Here is a 14,980-nt window from a genome sequence, read left to right on the forward strand (position 1 = left end):
CACTCCCATACCGACAAACCCAACCTGCGCTCGACAAGCCAAACCTCCGGTTGCACCGATACGCTGACCCGGGTTCGCCCATAAAACTCATAAAACCTACAAGACACAAAAAAAGCCCCGATATGGAAATATCGGGGCGGGGAACTGACTTTCTCAGGGGTGGGAGAAGAGAGCGTTTAGGGTTTGGGGAAACGCTTTCACTATCCAAACGATACGTACTCTTAGAGGGGCCGAACCGGTGTCAGTTCCGCCGCACTGCATCAACCCGCGTAAAGAAGCGTAAAGCGCACAAATCCGCTGACCCGTTCCCGCCTGCCGGATCTCCGCGCTTTATTCAGCCTGCCGGTATCCCTTCTTGTATTGCTTCTTGTATTGCTTCTTCTATTTTATTTGCCCAGATCACCTCGACTAAGGCGCAGGCTGATTTCGGCTTTGCCATGGCCCGCGGGGGTGCTCCAGCGGCAATCCCACAAATACAGCTCACAAACCTCAGCTCACAAACTCAGCTCACAAGCTGGGCCGCCCCGGTGCAGGCGTCGAATCGCCTCCGCCAGCAGCGGCGCGCAGGAGAGAACCACTATGCCATCGGCAGATAACCCCTGCGGCAGCGTGTCGGTCACGGCTATTTCATCAAGACTGAGCGCGCCGAGACGTTTGCGCGCATCGCCGCCAAACTGGCCGTGGCTGGCGGCCACCAGTATCCGCGCGGCGCCGGCATTGCGCAGGGCGGCAGTGGCGCGCTCGATGGTACCGCCTCCGGAGATCAGGTCGTCGATCACCAGTACCGCGGCCCCGCGCACGTCGCCTGCCAGGGTGCCGCCACTCAGCTGTCCGCCACTGCGATACTTTTCCACAAACGCACGCCCGATCTCCCGACCGAGCCGCTCCCCCAACGCCAGTCGCAGGGCCTCGGCCCGCTTGACGCCGCCAACATCCGGGGACGCGACCACCAATGGGCGTTTTTCATGGCGCAGGCGGCCTGCGGCGAAATCCACAAACAGCGGCTGTGCCGGCAGGTGCAGGGTTCGGCAGCGAAACGCATTTTCAAACGCGGCCTGATTGTGGGCATCTACCGTCACCACGGCGTCGGCGCCCATGGCCTCGAACAGGCACGCCAGGTAGCGGCTGGAGAGCGGATCGCGCAACTTGGTGCGGCGGTCCTTGCGCCCATAACAGAGGTAGGGCACCACGGCGGTCACGCGCCCTGCACCCCCATCCCGCAGGGTGGCGATAAAGAACAGCAGCCGCACCAGTTTGTCATCCACACTGCTGTCGGCGCTGCCATAGAGGGACTGCACCACATAGACATCGGCGCCCTCCACATCCTCTAACGGCCGCAGCTTGTGTTCGCCGTCGCTGAAAGCCCGCTCCTCGTGTTGGCAGCGCTGGACACCCAGCTGACCGGCCACCGCTTGCGCCAGTGGCGCACCGGCATCGAGGCTGAAGATTCTCAATTGCGATAGGGTCATTTGGGTTCAGGCGGGCAGTGTGGCGAAGGAGGGACTGTCGGTGTTTTTTATTCGCTGCATTCGTTTCATTCGCTGTCTGCTCCCCCGAGCCCAGAGCCACTCGCCGCCAGTCGCTCCGCCTGGCGCAGCTGTTCCAGCACCTGTTCGTCGGTCAGCTGGGGAAACTCCCGGTACCAGGCGCCGATGGCCCAGAAGTCCCGCGGTACCTGCAGGCACTCCATGCGGTCCACCAGCGTTGCGAAACGCTGCAGCGTATCGGCGGGCGCCACCGGCACCGCCAAAATCAGCCCGGCCGGTTTTTCCGCCCTCACGGCCCGCGCCGCCGCCTCCATGGTGGCGCCGGTGGCAATACCGTCATCCACCAGTACCACCATCTTGCCGGTCAGCGCCGGCGGCGGCCTGTCGCCCCGGTAACGGCGGCAACGGCGCTGCAGTTCCTGCTGCTGGGCCTGCGTCTCCGCCTCCAGCGCCGCTGCGGGGATTGCACAACTCGCCAGCACAGTGTCGTTCAGCACCCGGGCGGTGGCGGTGATGGCGCCCATGGCCAGTTCCTCGTGGCCCGGCACCCCCAGTTTGCGCACCAGCAGCAGATCCAGCGGCACCCGCAGAGCCCGCGCCAGCTCCAGCGCCACCGGCACGCCGCCCCGGGGCAGCGCCAGCAGAATAACGTCCTCCCGGCCCGCCAGGTCCTTGAGCGTCTCTGCCAGCATGCGCCCGGCCTCGCTGCGATCGGTAAACGGCTCCATCACGGCGGCGACTCCCGCGGCGTTGCATTGCTGTGGATAAAACTAGACTAGCAAATGCAGCCGCCCGGAAAACGAACCATGGCCGTGACACTCAGCCCGACACCGTCGAACCAGCCAGGTCTTGAAGAAAAGACCCGCTTCCTGCTCGACCCCGCCAGTTACGGCGCAGCCACCACCCGGGTAACCATGGTGGAAACCCATATGGCGCGGGTATTTCTCACCGATCAGCACGCCTACAAGATGAAAAAGCCGGTGCGCAGCAGCTATCTGGATTTCAGCAGTCTGGACAAGCGTTACGGCGTATTAAATGACGAGCTGCGCCTGAACCGGCGGCTCACCGATGATGTGTACCTGAAACTGGCCGCGCTGCGCCTGCTGCCCGGGGGCGCACTGTATCTGGATGACGGTCATGCAAGAGATGGCGGGGATGGAGGAGATGGCGTGGCGGTGGAGTGGCTGGTGCAGATGCGACGCCTGCCGGAGGCTGACTGTCTGGCGCAGCAGATCGGCGCCGTGCCGAAACAGGCTCTCTCCCCCCTGCTGCGGCGCCTGTGTGACTTTTACCGCGATTCGCAACCGATAGCCATGAGCGGCGATCAGTATCTGGCCCATCTGCGCCGCCAGATCGGCGCCTTGTGGCGCCAGCTGTTACTGCCGGGGCTGGCGCTCGACCCGAGGACAATCAATCCGCTGGCGTCGGACCTACTGCGGTTCGTCGACCACAGCACAGACCTGCTGGCCCAACGGGCCGAGGGCGGCCGCATCCTCGAGGGACATGGCGACCTGCGCCCGGAACACTGCTTCCTCAGCACCCCACCGCAGATCATCGACTGCCTGGAGTTCAGCCGCGACCTGCGCTGTGTGGACCCGCTGGACGAGGTGGGCTACCTGGCCCTGGAGTGCGAGCTGCTGGGGCGGGCGGATCTGTCGGAGTTTATTGCCGCGACCTATGCCGGCGAATGCGCCGATCAGGCGCCGGAACGACTGTGCTGGTTTTACCGCGCCTACCGGGCGCTGCTGCGCGGGCAGCTGGCCGGCGCACACCTGCTCGACGCCAATGTGGCGCAACCTGAGCGCTGGCGGCAGAAAACCCAGCGCTATCTGCAGTCCGCCAGAGACTACGCCCACCGCCTGTAACAGCTACCTGCGGGTGCCAAGCGGCGAAGCCGCTTGGCAATCACCCGGGAAAACCACAGGCAAAAAAAACCCCGGCCTTGGGGGTCCGGGGTAATATCTGACTTCCTAGGGGGGATGATGACGCATTCCAACGATCTGCCTGTTTAGAGCGCGCCTTTTGCCCTTGGTTCCCGAAAAACTGTAAAAAAGTTTCACGCCGCTAATCGCCCCGCCCCCTGCGCCCATACCGCCAGGGAATGAGCGCAGAGACATAACTCCGCGCCCGGGTCAGTGGGCCTCGTCCCAGTTGGCCCCCTGGCCGACATCCACAATCAGCGGCACGTGCAGCTCGGCGGCGCCCTGCATGCGCGCGATCAGACCCTCGCGCACTGCCTGCACCTCGGCCTCGGGTACTTCCAGTACCAGTTCATCGTGCACCTGCATGATCAGTTTGCCCTGCAGCTGCGCCCCCGTGAGCCACGCATCCACATCGATCATGGCGCGCTTGATGATATCCGCCGCGCTGCCCTGCATCGGCGCATTGATGGCGGTGCGCTCGGCCGCCTGGCGCAATGCGCCATTGCGGGCCTTGATGTCCGGCAGGTAGAGGCGGCGGCCGAACAGGGTTTCCACGTAACCCTCTTCGGCGGCCTGCTTGCGGGTGTTTTCCATATAGCGCAGCACGCCGGGGTAGCGCTCGAAATAACGGTCGATATAGGTCTGCGCATCGGCGCGGGGAATACCCAGCTGGCGGGCCAGGCCGAAGGCGGACATGCCGTAGATCAGCCCGAAGTTGATCGCCTTGGCGCGCCGGCGCTGCTCGTCGGTCACCTCACTGGCGGGCACCTCGAAGACCTCCGCGGCGGTGGCGCGATGAATGTCGGCGCCGTGGGCGAAGGCGTCTACAAGCCCCTTGTCCGCGGACAGATGCGCCATGATGCGCAGCTCGATCTGCGAGTAGTCGGCGGCGATGATGACGCTGCCCTCCGGCGCCACAAAGGCCTGGCGGATGCGGCGGCCCTCCGGGCTGCGGATCGGAATATTCTGCAGGTTGGGATCGCTGGAAGACAGCCGCCCGGTGGCCGCCACCGCCTGGTGATAGGAGGTGTGCACGCGGCCGGTGCCCGGGTCGATCATCTTCGGCAGCTTGTCGGTATAGGTGTTCTTAAGCTTGGCCAGCCCGCGGTACTCCATAATCAAAGCCGGCAGGGCGTGGTCGTGGGCCAGTTCCTGCAGCACCGCCTCCGCGGTGGAGGGGGCACCCTTGGGGGTTTTCTTGATCACCGGGATCTCGAGCTTCTCGAACAGGATATGGCCCAGCTGCTTGGGGGAGCTCAGGTTGAACTCTTCGCCGGCCTCGGCAAAGGCCTTCTGCTGCAGCTCACTCATCTTCTGTTCCAGCTCGGCGCTCTGCGCCGCCAGCATCCTGGCATCCACATAGGCGCCGTTGCGCTCGATGCGCGCCAGCACCGGCAGCAGCGGCATCTCGATCTCGTCGAGCACCCGCGCCAGTGACGGAATCTCCGCCAGCCGGCTGCTCAGCTCGCGGTGCAGGCGCAGGGTGATATCCGCATCCTCGGCGGCGTAGGGGCCGGCCTTATCCAGCTCGATCTGGTTGAAGGTGAGCTGCTTGGCGCCCTTGCCGGCAATATCCTCGAAGTGCACCGTCTTCTCGCCCAGATACTTGAGCGCGAGGCTGTCCATATCGTGGCGGCTGGCGGTGCTGTCGAGCACATAGGACTCCAGCATGGTGTCGCGGGCGATGCCGCGCAGCGCAATACCGTAGTTGGCGAGGATATGGCTGTCGTACTTCAGGTTCTGCCCCACTTTCTTCTGTGCGGGGTCCTCAAGCAGGGGCTTGAGGCTCGCCAGCGTCGCGTCGAAGGGCAGCTGCGGCGGCGCGCCCATATAATCGTGGGCCAGCGGCACATAGGCGGCCTTGCCGGGCTCCACCGCGAAGGACACCCCCACCAGCTTGGCCTGCATATAGTTGAGGCTGGTGGTTTCGGTATCGAAGGCGAAAATCTCCGCCGCCTGCAGTTTTTGCAGCCAGGCATCGAAGACTTTCTGCTCGGTGACCACCTCGTATTCCCGCGCTACCGCCTCCTGCATCGCCTCCGGCATCGCTGCGGCGGTGTCCTCACCCCGACCCAGCTCCTCCAGCCAGCCGCGGAATTCCATCGCGGTGAACAGTTCCGCCAGCTTGTCCCGATCCGGCGCGGCGTTGTGCAGTTCCTGTGGCTGGTAGGGCATTTCCACATCGGTCTTGATGGTGGCCAGCAGGTAGGAGAGTTCCGCCGCCTCGCGGTGTTCCTGCATTTTCTTCGCCAGCGTCTTGCTGCCGCGGAAGCCGAGGGGCGCGATGGCGTCCAGATCGGCATAGATGTCCTTGAGGCCGCCCAGGTTCTGCAGCAGCGCCAGCGCGGTCTTCTCACCGACGCCGGGCACCCCGGGAATGTTGTCGGACTTGTCCCCCATCAGGGCGAGGAAGTCGATGATCAGCTCCGGCCCCACGCCGAATTTCTCGCGCACGCCATCGGTGTCCATTTCGGTATTGGACATGGTGTTGACCAGGGTAATGCCCGGGCGCACCAGCTGCGCCATGTCCTTGTCGCCGGTGGAGATGATCACCTGCTGCCCCTGCTGTTGCGCCTGCAGGGCGAGGGTGCCGATCACATCGTCCGCCTCCACACCGTCAATCACCAGCCGCGGCAGCCCCATGGCGTCGATGATGTCGTGGATGGGCTGGATCTGCGCGCGCAAGTCGTCGGGCATCGGCGGGCGGTGGGATTTGTAATCCTCGAACAGTTCATCGCGGAATGTCTTGCCCTTGGCGTCGAAAACCACGGCGACAGTGCTGTCCGGGTGCTCGCGCAGATGGCGGCGCAGCATGCTGATGACGCCGCGCACGGCACCGGTGGGGCGGCCGTCACTGGTGGTCAGCGGTGGCAGGGCGTGGAAAGCGCGGTAGAGGTAGGAAGATCCGTCCACCAGAATCAGTGGCGCGGCGCTGGACGCATTTTTACTCATAAATTTCCGCAAACTGGAATGACTTCATGGGTTCTCGATATGCGCGACAGGATACCCGCGATCTGACTTTTTCGCTCGCCCGGTCGACAGCAGCGTGGCAGTCACCGCAGACCCAGCGGCAATCTGACCCGGCACTTCTAGGCTTTTAAAGAACACTTGGAGAGCTGTTACAGGGCTGTTACAGGGCTGGCGATCAACGCCAGCGGCAGTCCGCGAGGGATGTCACCATGAAGTGTCTGATGATTGGCCTGGCTCTGGCGCTTGCCGGGGGCGGCACCATGCCGGTGCTGGGGGAGAATGGTCACGCCGGGGACAATGCTCCCGGCCCGATGGAATACCTGCAGGTGGAGGGCTCTGTTGACCTGGACGCCGCCCGGCGCGAAAGGGCAAACCACAAGCGGGCCATGGCCGAGCGCCTGCGCAGCGCCGGCAGGGCGGAGCAGATCAGTGGCATGACGCAACGCCAGCAGCGCTTTTTGCACCAGCTGCTACAGCGGCAAGCCCGCGCTCAGGCGCAAGCCAGGGCAAAGGCCGGGCAGCTGCGGCAGCAGCGCGAGGCCGCAAGTCACAACACGGAGCAACCGCTTGAGGAGCGCACTGGCGCCATCTGAGAAGCGGGCTGAAACAAGCCGACGGGGCTGCCGGCGCTATTCTTCGGCGGCGCCGGCTGGCGCCTCTTTGCCATTATCCGGCGGCGTTATTGGGCGGTCTGGAACCTGCGCCAGGCACTGGCGGGCATCCGCCAGCAGCGCCTCGATCAGCTCCCGGTAGCGGGCCCCCTCAGGCAGCGCCCGCCCCAGTGGGTCGAGTGCCACATAACCGAGGCCCAGATTCTCCGCCAGCCGCCGGTCGCGATCATTGGCCGGCGCCTCGCCAAACAGGCAACCGTCGCCCAGATCCCCCAGATCCAGTAAAGTGCGCGCGCCGTGGTGGTTGTGCCCACCGGTGCCGCTGAGGGCGGTGGTGGCAACGCCCGCGCCGCCAAAAAAGTGTCCATAGGCATCGTGGGTCACCACGATGGGCACATCCCGATAGGCCCACAGGGCGCGATCCAGAACCTTCTGCAGGTTGGCCATTTCGCGGGAAAAGTCCCGCGCCCGCTGGCGGTAGGTGTCTGCCTGCTGTGGCCGCAGTTCCGCCAGCCGCTCCGCCATCTGCGCGCCAATAATGGCGGCGTTGCGCGGTCGCAGCCACAGATGGGGGTCATCCGCTGTCGCGCCAGCCATCTCGAAATCCCCCTGCTGCAACAAACCCAGCTGACGCTCCGCCGGCACCTGCGCCAGCTGCCTGGCCAGCACGGTTTCCATTTTCGGCCCCAGCCAGACCACCAGCGCGGCCTGCTCCAGCGCCGCGCGGTCGGACACAGAGGGCGCGTAGTGATGGGGATCGCCGTTGCGGATCAGTTCGCGGATTTGCATATCCTCCCCGGCAATCTCGGCGCCGATCAGCGCCAGTGGGCGCACACTGACCAGCAGGGTGCCGTCTGCCGCCGGCTCCTCGTTGGAGCAGGCGGCGAGCGCAAACAGGGCGCTGGCGAGCACAAGCAGTGGGCTCAGGACTCGCAGGTATCTCGGGTGTTGACTGGGGATCATTGGATTGCCGTGGGAGGGTGGGCGAAAAAAGTGCGATATAATCACAGCCGGCCTCGTCCCGCCAGACCCGCGCCGGCGCCCTTGCCTGCCTTATATTGGCCCGGCAGTAGCCCGGCAGCAGTCCGGTACCATAGCGGCGCGGTCGCAGCAGCCGTGCAGGCCGCCACTTTTTTATCGCCACGCAGACCGCGGAGCCGTCCCCTGAAGTATTCGCAAGCCCTGATCACCGCCGAACACCTCAGCCTCGAGGTCGCCGGGCGCACCCTTTTACAGGACATCTCCCTGCAATTACTGCCGCGGCAGATCGTCACCGTGATCGGCCCCAACGGCGCCGGCAAAACCACCCTGCTGCGCCTGCTGCTGGGCCTCAGCCGTCCCACCGGCGGGCGGATTCAGCGCCGCCCCGGCCTGCGGCTTGGCTATATGCCGCAGCGCATGCAGGTGGACGCCTCCATGCCCATGTCGGTCACGCGCTTTCTGCAGCTCGGCCAGCCGGGGATCAGCCGCGCGGAGGCGGATGCGGCGCTGGCGCGGGTGCGCGCTGAAAAGCTGCGCGATGCCAGCCTGGCGGACCTCTCCGGTGGTGAAATGCAGCGCATTCTGCTGGCCCGCGCGGCATCGCGCAAACCGCAACTGATGGTGCTGGACGAGCCCACCCAGGGGGTGGATGTGAGCGGCCAGGCCGAGGTCTACCAGCTGATCGCGGCCCTGCGCGACGAGCTTGGCTGCGGGGTGCTGCTGGTATCCCACGACCTGCATATGGTGATGGCCGCCACCGACCAGGTGCTGTGTATCAACCAGCATATCTGCTGCCATGGCCACCCGGAGCAGGTGAGCCGGGACCCCGCCTATCTTGAGCTGTTCGGCGACAAACTGGCTCCCTACACCCATCAGCACAACCACGCCCACGACCTGAGCGGCGAAGTGCTGCATCACGGTCAATGTGGCCACGATCACGGTCACAAGCAGGGAGGCGCGGGGAATGAGTGAACTCACCACCGTACTGGGCAGCCAGTTTCTGTGGCTGGCGCTGGCCGCCGGCCTGATTGTGGCCGCGGTGGGCGGGCCTCTGGGCTGTTTTGCCGTGTGGCGGCGCATGGCCTATTTCGGCGATACCCTCGCCCACTCCGCGCTGCTCGGCGTCACCCTCGGCTTCCTGCTGCACCTGCAACCGACACTGGCGGTCGGCGCCAGCTGCTGCGCTTTGGCGCTGCTGCTGGTTTACCTGCAGCGCCGGCAGACACTCTCGGTGGACACCCTGCTCGGTATCCTGTCCCACTCCATGCTGGCACTGGGCATCGTCACCGTCAGCCTGTTCGATATTAATGTTGACCTGCTGTCGCTGCTGCTCGGCGACCTGCTGGCGGTGAGCCCCGCCGATGTCCTGCTGATGGCGGCAGCCGGCGCGCTGATCGCCGGGCTGCTGTTTTATCTGTGGGAGCCGCTGCTGTCGTTCACCCTCAACGAGGAACTGGCGGCGGTGGAAGGGGTACCGGTGGAGCGTGTGCGGCTGGCGCTGATGCTGATGCTGGCGCTGCTGATCGCCATCGCCATGAAGGTGGTGGGCATTCTGCTGATCACCGCGCTGCTGATTATTCCCGCAGCGAGCGCGCGCCGCCTGGCGCGCACCCCCGAGCGCATGGCGCTGCTGGCGGCTGTCATCGGCGCCCTCGCGGTGCTGCTGGGACTGCTGGCGTCGGTGCTCTGGGACACCCCGGCCGGGCCCTCCATCGTGCTGGCGGCGGCGCTGCTTTTCCTCGCCAGCCAGACCCGCCCCCATCACCAGTAAGCCGTCAGCGCCCGGGTCTGTCGGCTTTCTTGCCCATGTCCTCGACGGGTTCCGAGCCGGCCTTGTGAAACTCGTAGATGGTCAGCGCAATGCCGATCAACAGCAGGATAAACACGCCGATAGCGATGGACAGCAGCATGGCTTTCGACATGTTTACTTCCTCCGCGCCAGAAGTGCCGACACCTTGAAGTAGATCCCGAAGCACAGAATGCTGGGCACCCACAGAGCGGTGAAGATGCCCTGCTCCTTGTAGCCGTTGAACCACAGGTAGCCGGATAGGATGAAGGACACCCCAACGGCCAGCAGGATAAACAGATCCGATAGCTTGAACATGCAGACTCCCCGCGGCTATTCACTCAGTCGTTGTCGTAATCCCAGAAACCGATGGCGGCGATCAGCAGACCGCTGATCACCACCGCGGCGGGCATCCTCAATCCCGGCACCCCGAACACCGCCACCAGCGAAGGCGCCAGCTGTAGCGCTGCCAACAGCAGCCAGATTGCGAACGGCAACACCAGCGCCAGCCCCACCCAGCCAACGATGCGCCGCGCCCGACGACAACGGGCAAATCTGTCGAACAGGTTGCTCACGATAGGATGGCCTCGCGCTCTCGGGGATGCCGGCTTGCTATCACAGTAGTTGATCGCAGGCGCGGGAGAATGTCGGCGGGCAATTCGCGCCGCTGTTTGCCGCCTTGAACCTTGCGGCGGCGGTTCAGGTTACGCGGCAGGGGTTTCCTTCAACGGCAGGCGGGCGGCTGCGCGGATGTCAGGCAAACGCGGGGGTTTGGCAAAGGCGGGGGGGGGCAGCACTGACGCGGGTATTTGACTGCGCACTTCACCTCACTATTCAGTCCAGCTATTTTTTCCAGCTATTTCCATCAGCCGTTATAAGTGGCGCGCAGGGAGCGATAGGTCAGTTTCATTTTTGCCGGGTCCAGGGGTGCGCGGAAAAAGGCGTGGTAGTGGCCGCGGGGATTGATCAGCACCACCTGGGAGCCGTGGTCCACCGTGTAGCTGCCATCGGCCAGCGGCACCTTGTTGAAAGGCACGTTGAGCTGGTTGGCGAAACGCTTGAGCGTCAGGAACTCACCGCTCACGCCACGGAAATCCGCGTTGAAGTAACGCACGTAGTCGTGCAGTTTTTGCGGCGTATCGCGCTTCGGGTCCACGGAGACCAGCAGGATGTCGGTCGCCGCCCGTGTCTCTTCGTCGAGCATCTGGTAGAAGCTGTTGAGGGTGGTCATGGTGGTGGGGCAAATATCCGGGCAGTGGGTAAAACCAAAAAACACCAGTGTCCAGCGGCCGGTCAGTGCGCCCGTTGTAAATACCTCACCGCTATCCGCCAGCAGGGTGAACTCATCCACGATGCGGGGCCGCTCGAGTTTGACCGCGCCATTGGCGACAAGCTCCGCGTCGCTCAACACCCGCGGCTGGTTCAGCCGGTTGATAAAGCCGGCCAGCACAGCCAGCATGAACAGCACCAGCACCACCACGGTGATCAGTATGCCGCGCTGCTGTTGCGGCGATTTCTGTTGCTGATGAGGAGCGGACTGATTCATCAGTTACACCGCGACCAGGTAGTGATCCAGCAACATGATGCAGAACAGCGCCATCAGATACAGGATGGAGTAGCGGAAGGTCTCCATGCCCGCATCCGGGTTGCGATTGCGCAGCATCTCCACCGCCCAGTAAATAAAGCCGAGACCCAGCACCACCGCACCCAGCAGGTAGAGCCAGCCCAGCATGGCGGTGGCGAAAGGCAGCAGGGAGACGGCAAATAGAATGAAGGTATACAGCAGGATATGGACCTTGGTGTAGGCCACGCCATGAGTGACCGGCAGCATGGGAATATCCGCTTTGGCGTACTCATCCCGGCGGTGCACCGCCAGGGCCCAGAAATGCGGTGGGGTCCAGGCGAAGATGATCAGCACCAGCAGCAGGCCGTGGCCCTGAATTTCGCCAGTGACCGCGGTCCAGCCCAGCAGTGGCGGCGCAGCGCCGGCTATGCCACCGATGACGATATTCTGCGGCGTGGCCCGCTTGAGAAACATGGTGTAAACCACCGCGTAGCCCAGCAGGGAAACCAGTGTAAGCCAGGCGGTGAGCGCGTTCACAAACACCAGCAGGATGGCCATGCCGGCACAGCCCAGCAGCAGCGCGAAAAGTACCGCATTCTGCGGTTCAACTCTGCCCCGCGCCACCGGGCGGTTGCTGGTGCGGGCCATCTTGATATCGATATGGCGGTCCACCAGATGATTCACTGCGGCGGCACTGCCGGCGCAGAGGGCAATGCCCAGATTGCCAAACAGCAGGACATCCAGCGGCACCACCCCGGGCACCGCCAGCAGCATGCCGATCACCGCGGTGAGGATCATCAGCATCACAACCCGCGGTTTGGTCAGCTCGTAATAGTCGCGCCAGCCGGGCCGGCTCAGAACTGCAGTTTGTGTGCTCATGGTCTCACCTCATTATTGTTATGGATGTTACCGACCGTCTCTTATCAGGTTTGCCGGGTTGCCGGCTGCACCGTCTGGATGCGGTAACAGAAGGTTAACAGGCCCAACAGCAGCAGCGCCGCGCCCGCATTGTGGGCCACCGCCACCGGCAGCGGCAGGTACAGCACAACATTGGCGATACCCAGCCCCACCTGCAGCACCAGTGCACCGGCCAGGCCGACTGCCCAGCGGCGCGAGCCGGCCCGCCAGGCCAGTGCGGCCAGCGCCAGCACCAGCAGGCTGACCAGCAACGCTCCTATGCGGTGGGTCACATGAATGGCGGTGCGGGCATCGCTCTCCATGGTGCCCCCCAGATAACTGGGGCCTATCTGCTGCGCGATATTGAAACCCTGTTGAAAGTCCGACTCGGGCCACCACTCGCCGTGACAGGTGGGGAAATCGGCACAGGCGAGCGCCGCGTAGTTGGAGCTGGTCCATCCGCCAAGGGCGATCTGCAGTGCCACCGCCACCACTGCCGCGATTGCCAGCGGACGGATTTTCTGCAGCGCCCGATACTCATGCACCGGGATGGTCCTGCCCTTGTTGCGCAACCGCTCGACGATCAGCCACAGCATGGCGAGGGTGCCCATGCCGCCAAGCAGGTGTGCCGTCACCACCTGCGGCCACAGCTTCAGGGTCACCGTCCACATGCCGAAGGCCGCCTGCAGAATAATCAGTGCCAGCAGAATATGTGTCTGCTTGAAGGCGCGCTGGCCACGCCGGCGCCACGCCAATACCGTCAGTCCGCCAACCAGCAACAGCAGCGAGCCGGCGAAATAGCGGTGCACCATTTCCGGCCATGTCTTGTCGGTCTCCACCGGTGCGTGCGGAAACGCCTGGTTGGCGGTGAGAATCTCGTGCTCTTCATTGGGCCAGGTCAGATGGCCGTAACAACCGGGCCAGTCGGGGCAGCCCAGCCCGGCATCCACCAGTCGCGTGAAAGCGCCCAGCACCACCACGACTACCGCGAGGAGTGTCCCCGCCAGTGCCAGCCGCAGGCGCCAGTCCGTATGTGCCGCACCCTCGCGCGCCGCCATTGGGTGTTTTCCCATCACTCTTCCCCTCACTCTCCCCTCACTTCATTTACTGCTCGTAGGAGTACTTCAGCAAGCGCTTGATATCTTTGAGCAACTGATTACCACTGTGTTCATTGCCATAGCGCATCATGGCAAATCCCTTCTGATCCACCAGCAGCGCCTGTGGCTCCGCTGTACCGGAGATACCGCTCGCTGTGCGAAGGTTCTGCAATGCTGCGGTGTCCATCTGCACAAAGCGCAGTCGCGGGTGCTGCGCCGCCAGTGCCGCGCGCTGTTGCGCCGGCAGGGGACTCGCGGTTACCAACAGCCGCTCCACCCGATCCGCCTTTTCCGACAGGCGGATATGGACCTGCCGGCTGGTGTAGAGAAACTTCTCGCAGGCAGCGTCGCACGAGTCGGCGGGAACCACCAGATAGCGCCATTTGGGTGCAGCGGAGCCCAGCGAAAACACTTGTTGGCCCCGCTGATCGTTTTGCTCGACAAAAGACAGGTGGCCGACGGCTATCGGCGGGTCGAGCAGGCTACCCTGATTGACGGTGCCGCCGGGCATGCCGAGGCCGGTGTAATACACAATGCAGGCGGCCACCATGGGCAGGGCAACGGCGGCGAGCAATGCGAACCCCTGCAAGCCGCGGATCGGACTGCGTTCTTGTTTTTCCTCGCCAGCCGTTTCGATATCCACGGCGGCATCTGCACCGGCACCAACACCGCTACCAACACCGGCGCTAACACCTGCACCAGCACCATTACCAGTACTTACATCAGGACCGACATCCGCACCGGCTTGGGAGTTCTGGCTCACAATCCGCTTCCTCTCTTATTCGAATTTTTCGTTTTTATTTTTTCTTTTGCTTTTTTATTGTGATCTATTTTTTACGCTGTTTTTAACTCTGTATTTTTATTCCTGCAGTTATTTTTTCTTTCGCATTTTCAGGATCTCCGCGACTCGAGTGGCCCCGAACAACCACAGGATACAAAGGGCGGTCGCCATGGCAAACCACTGCACGGCGTAGCCGATATGCCTCGCTTCCGAACTGTTGACGAACTGCCACTGCGTCTTAAAAGCGGTGTCGGAGTCCGAGCTCAGGCGCACTGTCCAGTCGCCCCGACTGAGGCCCAGTGAAGCAGCCAGATCCGCGCCCACTGCCTGTATCCGCAGGCGTTTCTGTGCCTGAATATTGCCACCGGTATCCAGCGCAACGGGGACCGGCTGCGACGCTTCAACCCCACCGATGGGATAGAGAAATCCGCTGATCCTCTGCGCCGCAAGTGGCCAGGAAACCAGCGGCAGAGTGTTGCGATCTTTCGCTGCGGCTATCCAGCCCCGGTTGATTAACCAGCGCTCTCCACCAGCGACGAACACCTGCAGCACCTCGTAGCCCACCTGCCCATCGCGCATACGGTTATCCAGGTAGAAAACCTCACCGGTGTAAAACCCCAGCAGGCTGATCGGCGTATATGCCTGCAGCTCACCCAATCCGCCCGGGGGCTTCGGTTGCGCCGCCAGGCGCCCGTCGATGGTCGCCACAATCTGCGCTTTCTGCCCGGCCCGGTCCAGCTGCCAGAAACCCAGCGCCATCAACAGCGGCATCATTACAGCGCTGAGGAGGGTCAGCGGCCAGTTGTGGATCAATGCTACACTGGCAGTCTCTGAGCGCGCCGAGGTGTGGTTAACAGTCATGCCGATTAGCCATTACCGCAGCC

At 63.7% G+C, this 14,980-nt stretch carries 16 protein-coding genes; 4 read left to right on the top strand and 12 right to left on the bottom strand.

From position 1 onward, the window contains the following. Positions 1-494 precede the first annotated feature (494 nt). Together ABEA58_RS05625 and ABEA58_RS05630 are read right to left on the bottom strand one after the other, a co-directional pair. Complete coding sequence (locus ABEA58_RS05625) at positions 495-1,469, bottom strand: ribose-phosphate diphosphokinase (RefSeq protein WP_345549640.1); 975 nt, start codon at positions 1,467-1,469, stop codon at positions 495-497. 65 nt (positions 1,470-1,534) lie between these two features. Next, the gene (locus ABEA58_RS05630) at positions 1,535-2,215 is read right to left on the bottom strand and encodes a phosphoribosyltransferase (RefSeq protein WP_345549852.1); all 681 of its coding nucleotides are present in this window, start codon (positions 2,213-2,215) and stop codon (positions 1,535-1,537) included. 78 nt (positions 2,216-2,293) lie between these two features. Here ABEA58_RS05630 and ABEA58_RS05635 point away from each other — a divergent pair, with 78 nt between their 5' ends. Beyond that, entirely contained in the window at positions 2,294-3,352 is a 1,059-nt protein-coding gene (locus tag ABEA58_RS05635; protein WP_345549641.1) for a hypothetical protein, read from the top strand. Positions 3,353-3,619: 267 nt separating this feature from the next. Here the strand turns inward: ABEA58_RS05635 and polA are convergent, their stop codons facing one another. Continuing rightward, the gene (gene polA, locus ABEA58_RS05640; RefSeq protein WP_345549642.1) at positions 3,620-6,361 is read right to left on the bottom strand and encodes a DNA polymerase I; all 2,742 of its coding nucleotides are present in this window, start codon (positions 6,359-6,361) and stop codon (positions 3,620-3,622) included. 227 nt (positions 6,362-6,588) lie between these two features. On the opposite strand from polA, the gene ABEA58_RS05645 reads away from it, so the two are divergent. Further along, positions 6,589-6,972: a hypothetical protein gene (locus ABEA58_RS05645; protein WP_345549644.1), complete on the top strand. Its 384-nt coding sequence runs from the start codon at positions 6,589-6,591 to the stop codon at positions 6,970-6,972. A gap of 36 nt (positions 6,973-7,008) precedes the next feature. Here ABEA58_RS05645 and ABEA58_RS05650 read toward each other — a convergent pair whose 3' ends face one another. Beyond that, positions 7,009-7,953, bottom strand: coding sequence for a metal ABC transporter solute-binding protein, Zn/Mn family (locus ABEA58_RS05650; RefSeq protein WP_345549646.1), 945 nt, complete (start codon positions 7,951-7,953; stop codon positions 7,009-7,011). 219 nt (positions 7,954-8,172) lie between these two features. Here ABEA58_RS05650 and ABEA58_RS05655 point away from each other — a divergent pair, with 219 nt between their 5' ends. Together ABEA58_RS05655 and ABEA58_RS05660 are read left to right on the top strand one after the other, a co-directional pair. Next, positions 8,173-8,943 (top strand): ATP-binding cassette domain-containing protein, encoded by a 771-nt coding sequence (locus ABEA58_RS05655; protein ID WP_425563518.1) that lies wholly within the window; start codon positions 8,173-8,175, stop codon positions 8,941-8,943. Next, on the top strand, positions 8,936-9,742 hold the full coding sequence (locus ABEA58_RS05660) for an iron chelate uptake ABC transporter family permease subunit (RefSeq protein WP_345549647.1): 807 nt from the start codon (positions 8,936-8,938) through the stop codon (positions 9,740-9,742). Before ABEA58_RS05655 ends, ABEA58_RS05660 begins: the two co-directional genes overlap by 8 nt. 4 nt (positions 9,743-9,746) lie before the next feature. Here ABEA58_RS05660 and ABEA58_RS05665 read toward each other — a convergent pair whose 3' ends face one another. The 8 genes from ABEA58_RS05665 to ABEA58_RS05700 all read right to left on the bottom strand — a co-directional run bounded on the left by ABEA58_RS05665 (position 9,747) and on the right by ABEA58_RS05700 (position 14,957). Then, positions 9,747-9,893 (bottom strand): hypothetical protein, encoded by a 147-nt coding sequence (locus tag ABEA58_RS05665; protein ID WP_345549649.1) that lies wholly within the window; start codon positions 9,891-9,893, stop codon positions 9,747-9,749. 2 nt (positions 9,894-9,895) lie between these two features. After that, positions 9,896-10,075, bottom strand: coding sequence for a hypothetical protein (locus ABEA58_RS05670; protein WP_067084720.1), 180 nt, complete (start codon positions 10,073-10,075; stop codon positions 9,896-9,898). A gap of 23 nt (positions 10,076-10,098) precedes the next feature. Next, entirely contained in the window at positions 10,099-10,332 is a 234-nt protein-coding gene (locus ABEA58_RS05675; protein WP_345549654.1) for a hypothetical protein, read from the bottom strand. 290 nt (positions 10,333-10,622) lie between these two features. After that, positions 10,623-11,303 carry an SCO family protein gene (locus tag ABEA58_RS05680; protein WP_345549656.1) on the bottom strand — a complete coding sequence of 227 codons (681 nt, stop codon included), beginning with the start codon at positions 11,301-11,303 and terminating at the stop codon, positions 10,623-10,625. A 3-nt stretch (positions 11,304-11,306) separates the two neighbouring features. After that, positions 11,307-12,200 (bottom strand): heme o synthase, encoded by an 894-nt coding sequence (gene cyoE / locus ABEA58_RS05685; protein WP_345549658.1) that lies wholly within the window; start codon positions 12,198-12,200, stop codon positions 11,307-11,309. Positions 12,201-12,244: 44 nt separating this feature from the next. After that, positions 12,245-13,291 (bottom strand): COX15/CtaA family protein, encoded by a 1,047-nt coding sequence (locus tag ABEA58_RS05690; RefSeq protein WP_345549660.1) that lies wholly within the window; start codon positions 13,289-13,291, stop codon positions 12,245-12,247. 31 nt (positions 13,292-13,322) lie between these two features. Further along, positions 13,323-14,078, bottom strand: coding sequence for a hypothetical protein (locus ABEA58_RS05695; RefSeq protein ID WP_345549662.1), 756 nt, complete (start codon positions 14,076-14,078; stop codon positions 13,323-13,325). A 108-nt stretch (positions 14,079-14,186) separates the two neighbouring features. After that, on the bottom strand, positions 14,187-14,957 hold the full coding sequence (locus tag ABEA58_RS05700) for an SURF1 family protein (RefSeq protein WP_345549664.1): 771 nt from the start codon (positions 14,955-14,957) through the stop codon (positions 14,187-14,189). Positions 14,958-14,980 lie beyond the last annotated feature (23 nt).

Source organism: Microbulbifer aestuariivivens, assembly GCF_039545115.1.
GTDB lineage: Bacteria > Pseudomonadota > Gammaproteobacteria > Pseudomonadales > Cellvibrionaceae > Microbulbifer > Microbulbifer aestuariivivens.

Bases quoted from the DNA above. Each gene is read 5' to 3' on its own strand.
- ABEA58_RS05625 (WP_345549640.1), bottom strand. From the start codon at position 1,469: ATGACCCTATCGCAATTGAGAATCTTCAGCCTCGATGCCGGTGCGCCA.
- ABEA58_RS05630 (WP_345549852.1), bottom strand. From the start codon at position 2,215: ATGGAGCCGTTTACCGATCGCAGCGAGGCCGGGCGCATGCTGGCAGAG.
- ABEA58_RS05635 (WP_345549641.1), top strand. From the start codon at position 2,294: ATGGCCGTGACACTCAGCCCGACACCGTCGAACCAGCCAGGTCTTGAA.
- polA (WP_345549642.1), bottom strand. From the start codon at position 6,361: ATGAGTAAAAATGCGTCCAGCGCCGCGCCACTGATTCTGGTGGACGGA.
- ABEA58_RS05645 (WP_345549644.1), top strand. From the start codon at position 6,589: ATGAAGTGTCTGATGATTGGCCTGGCTCTGGCGCTTGCCGGGGGCGGC.
- ABEA58_RS05650 (WP_345549646.1), bottom strand. From the start codon at position 7,953: ATGATCCCCAGTCAACACCCGAGATACCTGCGAGTCCTGAGCCCACTG.
- ABEA58_RS05660 (WP_345549647.1), top strand. From the start codon at position 8,936: ATGAGTGAACTCACCACCGTACTGGGCAGCCAGTTTCTGTGGCTGGCG.
- ABEA58_RS05665 (WP_345549649.1), bottom strand. From the start codon at position 9,893: ATGTCGAAAGCCATGCTGCTGTCCATCGCTATCGGCGTGTTTATCCTG.
- ABEA58_RS05670 (WP_067084720.1), bottom strand. From the start codon at position 10,075: ATGTTCAAGCTATCGGATCTGTTTATCCTGCTGGCCGTTGGGGTGTCC.
- ABEA58_RS05680 (WP_345549656.1), bottom strand. From the start codon at position 11,303: ATGAATCAGTCCGCTCCTCATCAGCAACAGAAATCGCCGCAACAGCAG.
- cyoE (WP_345549658.1), bottom strand. From the start codon at position 12,200: ATGAGCACACAAACTGCAGTTCTGAGCCGGCCCGGCTGGCGCGACTAT.
- ABEA58_RS05690 (WP_345549660.1), bottom strand. From the start codon at position 13,291: ATGGGAAAACACCCAATGGCGGCGCGCGAGGGTGCGGCACATACGGAC.
- ABEA58_RS05700 (WP_345549664.1), bottom strand. From the start codon at position 14,957: ATGACTGTTAACCACACCTCGGCGCGCTCAGAGACTGCCAGTGTAGCA.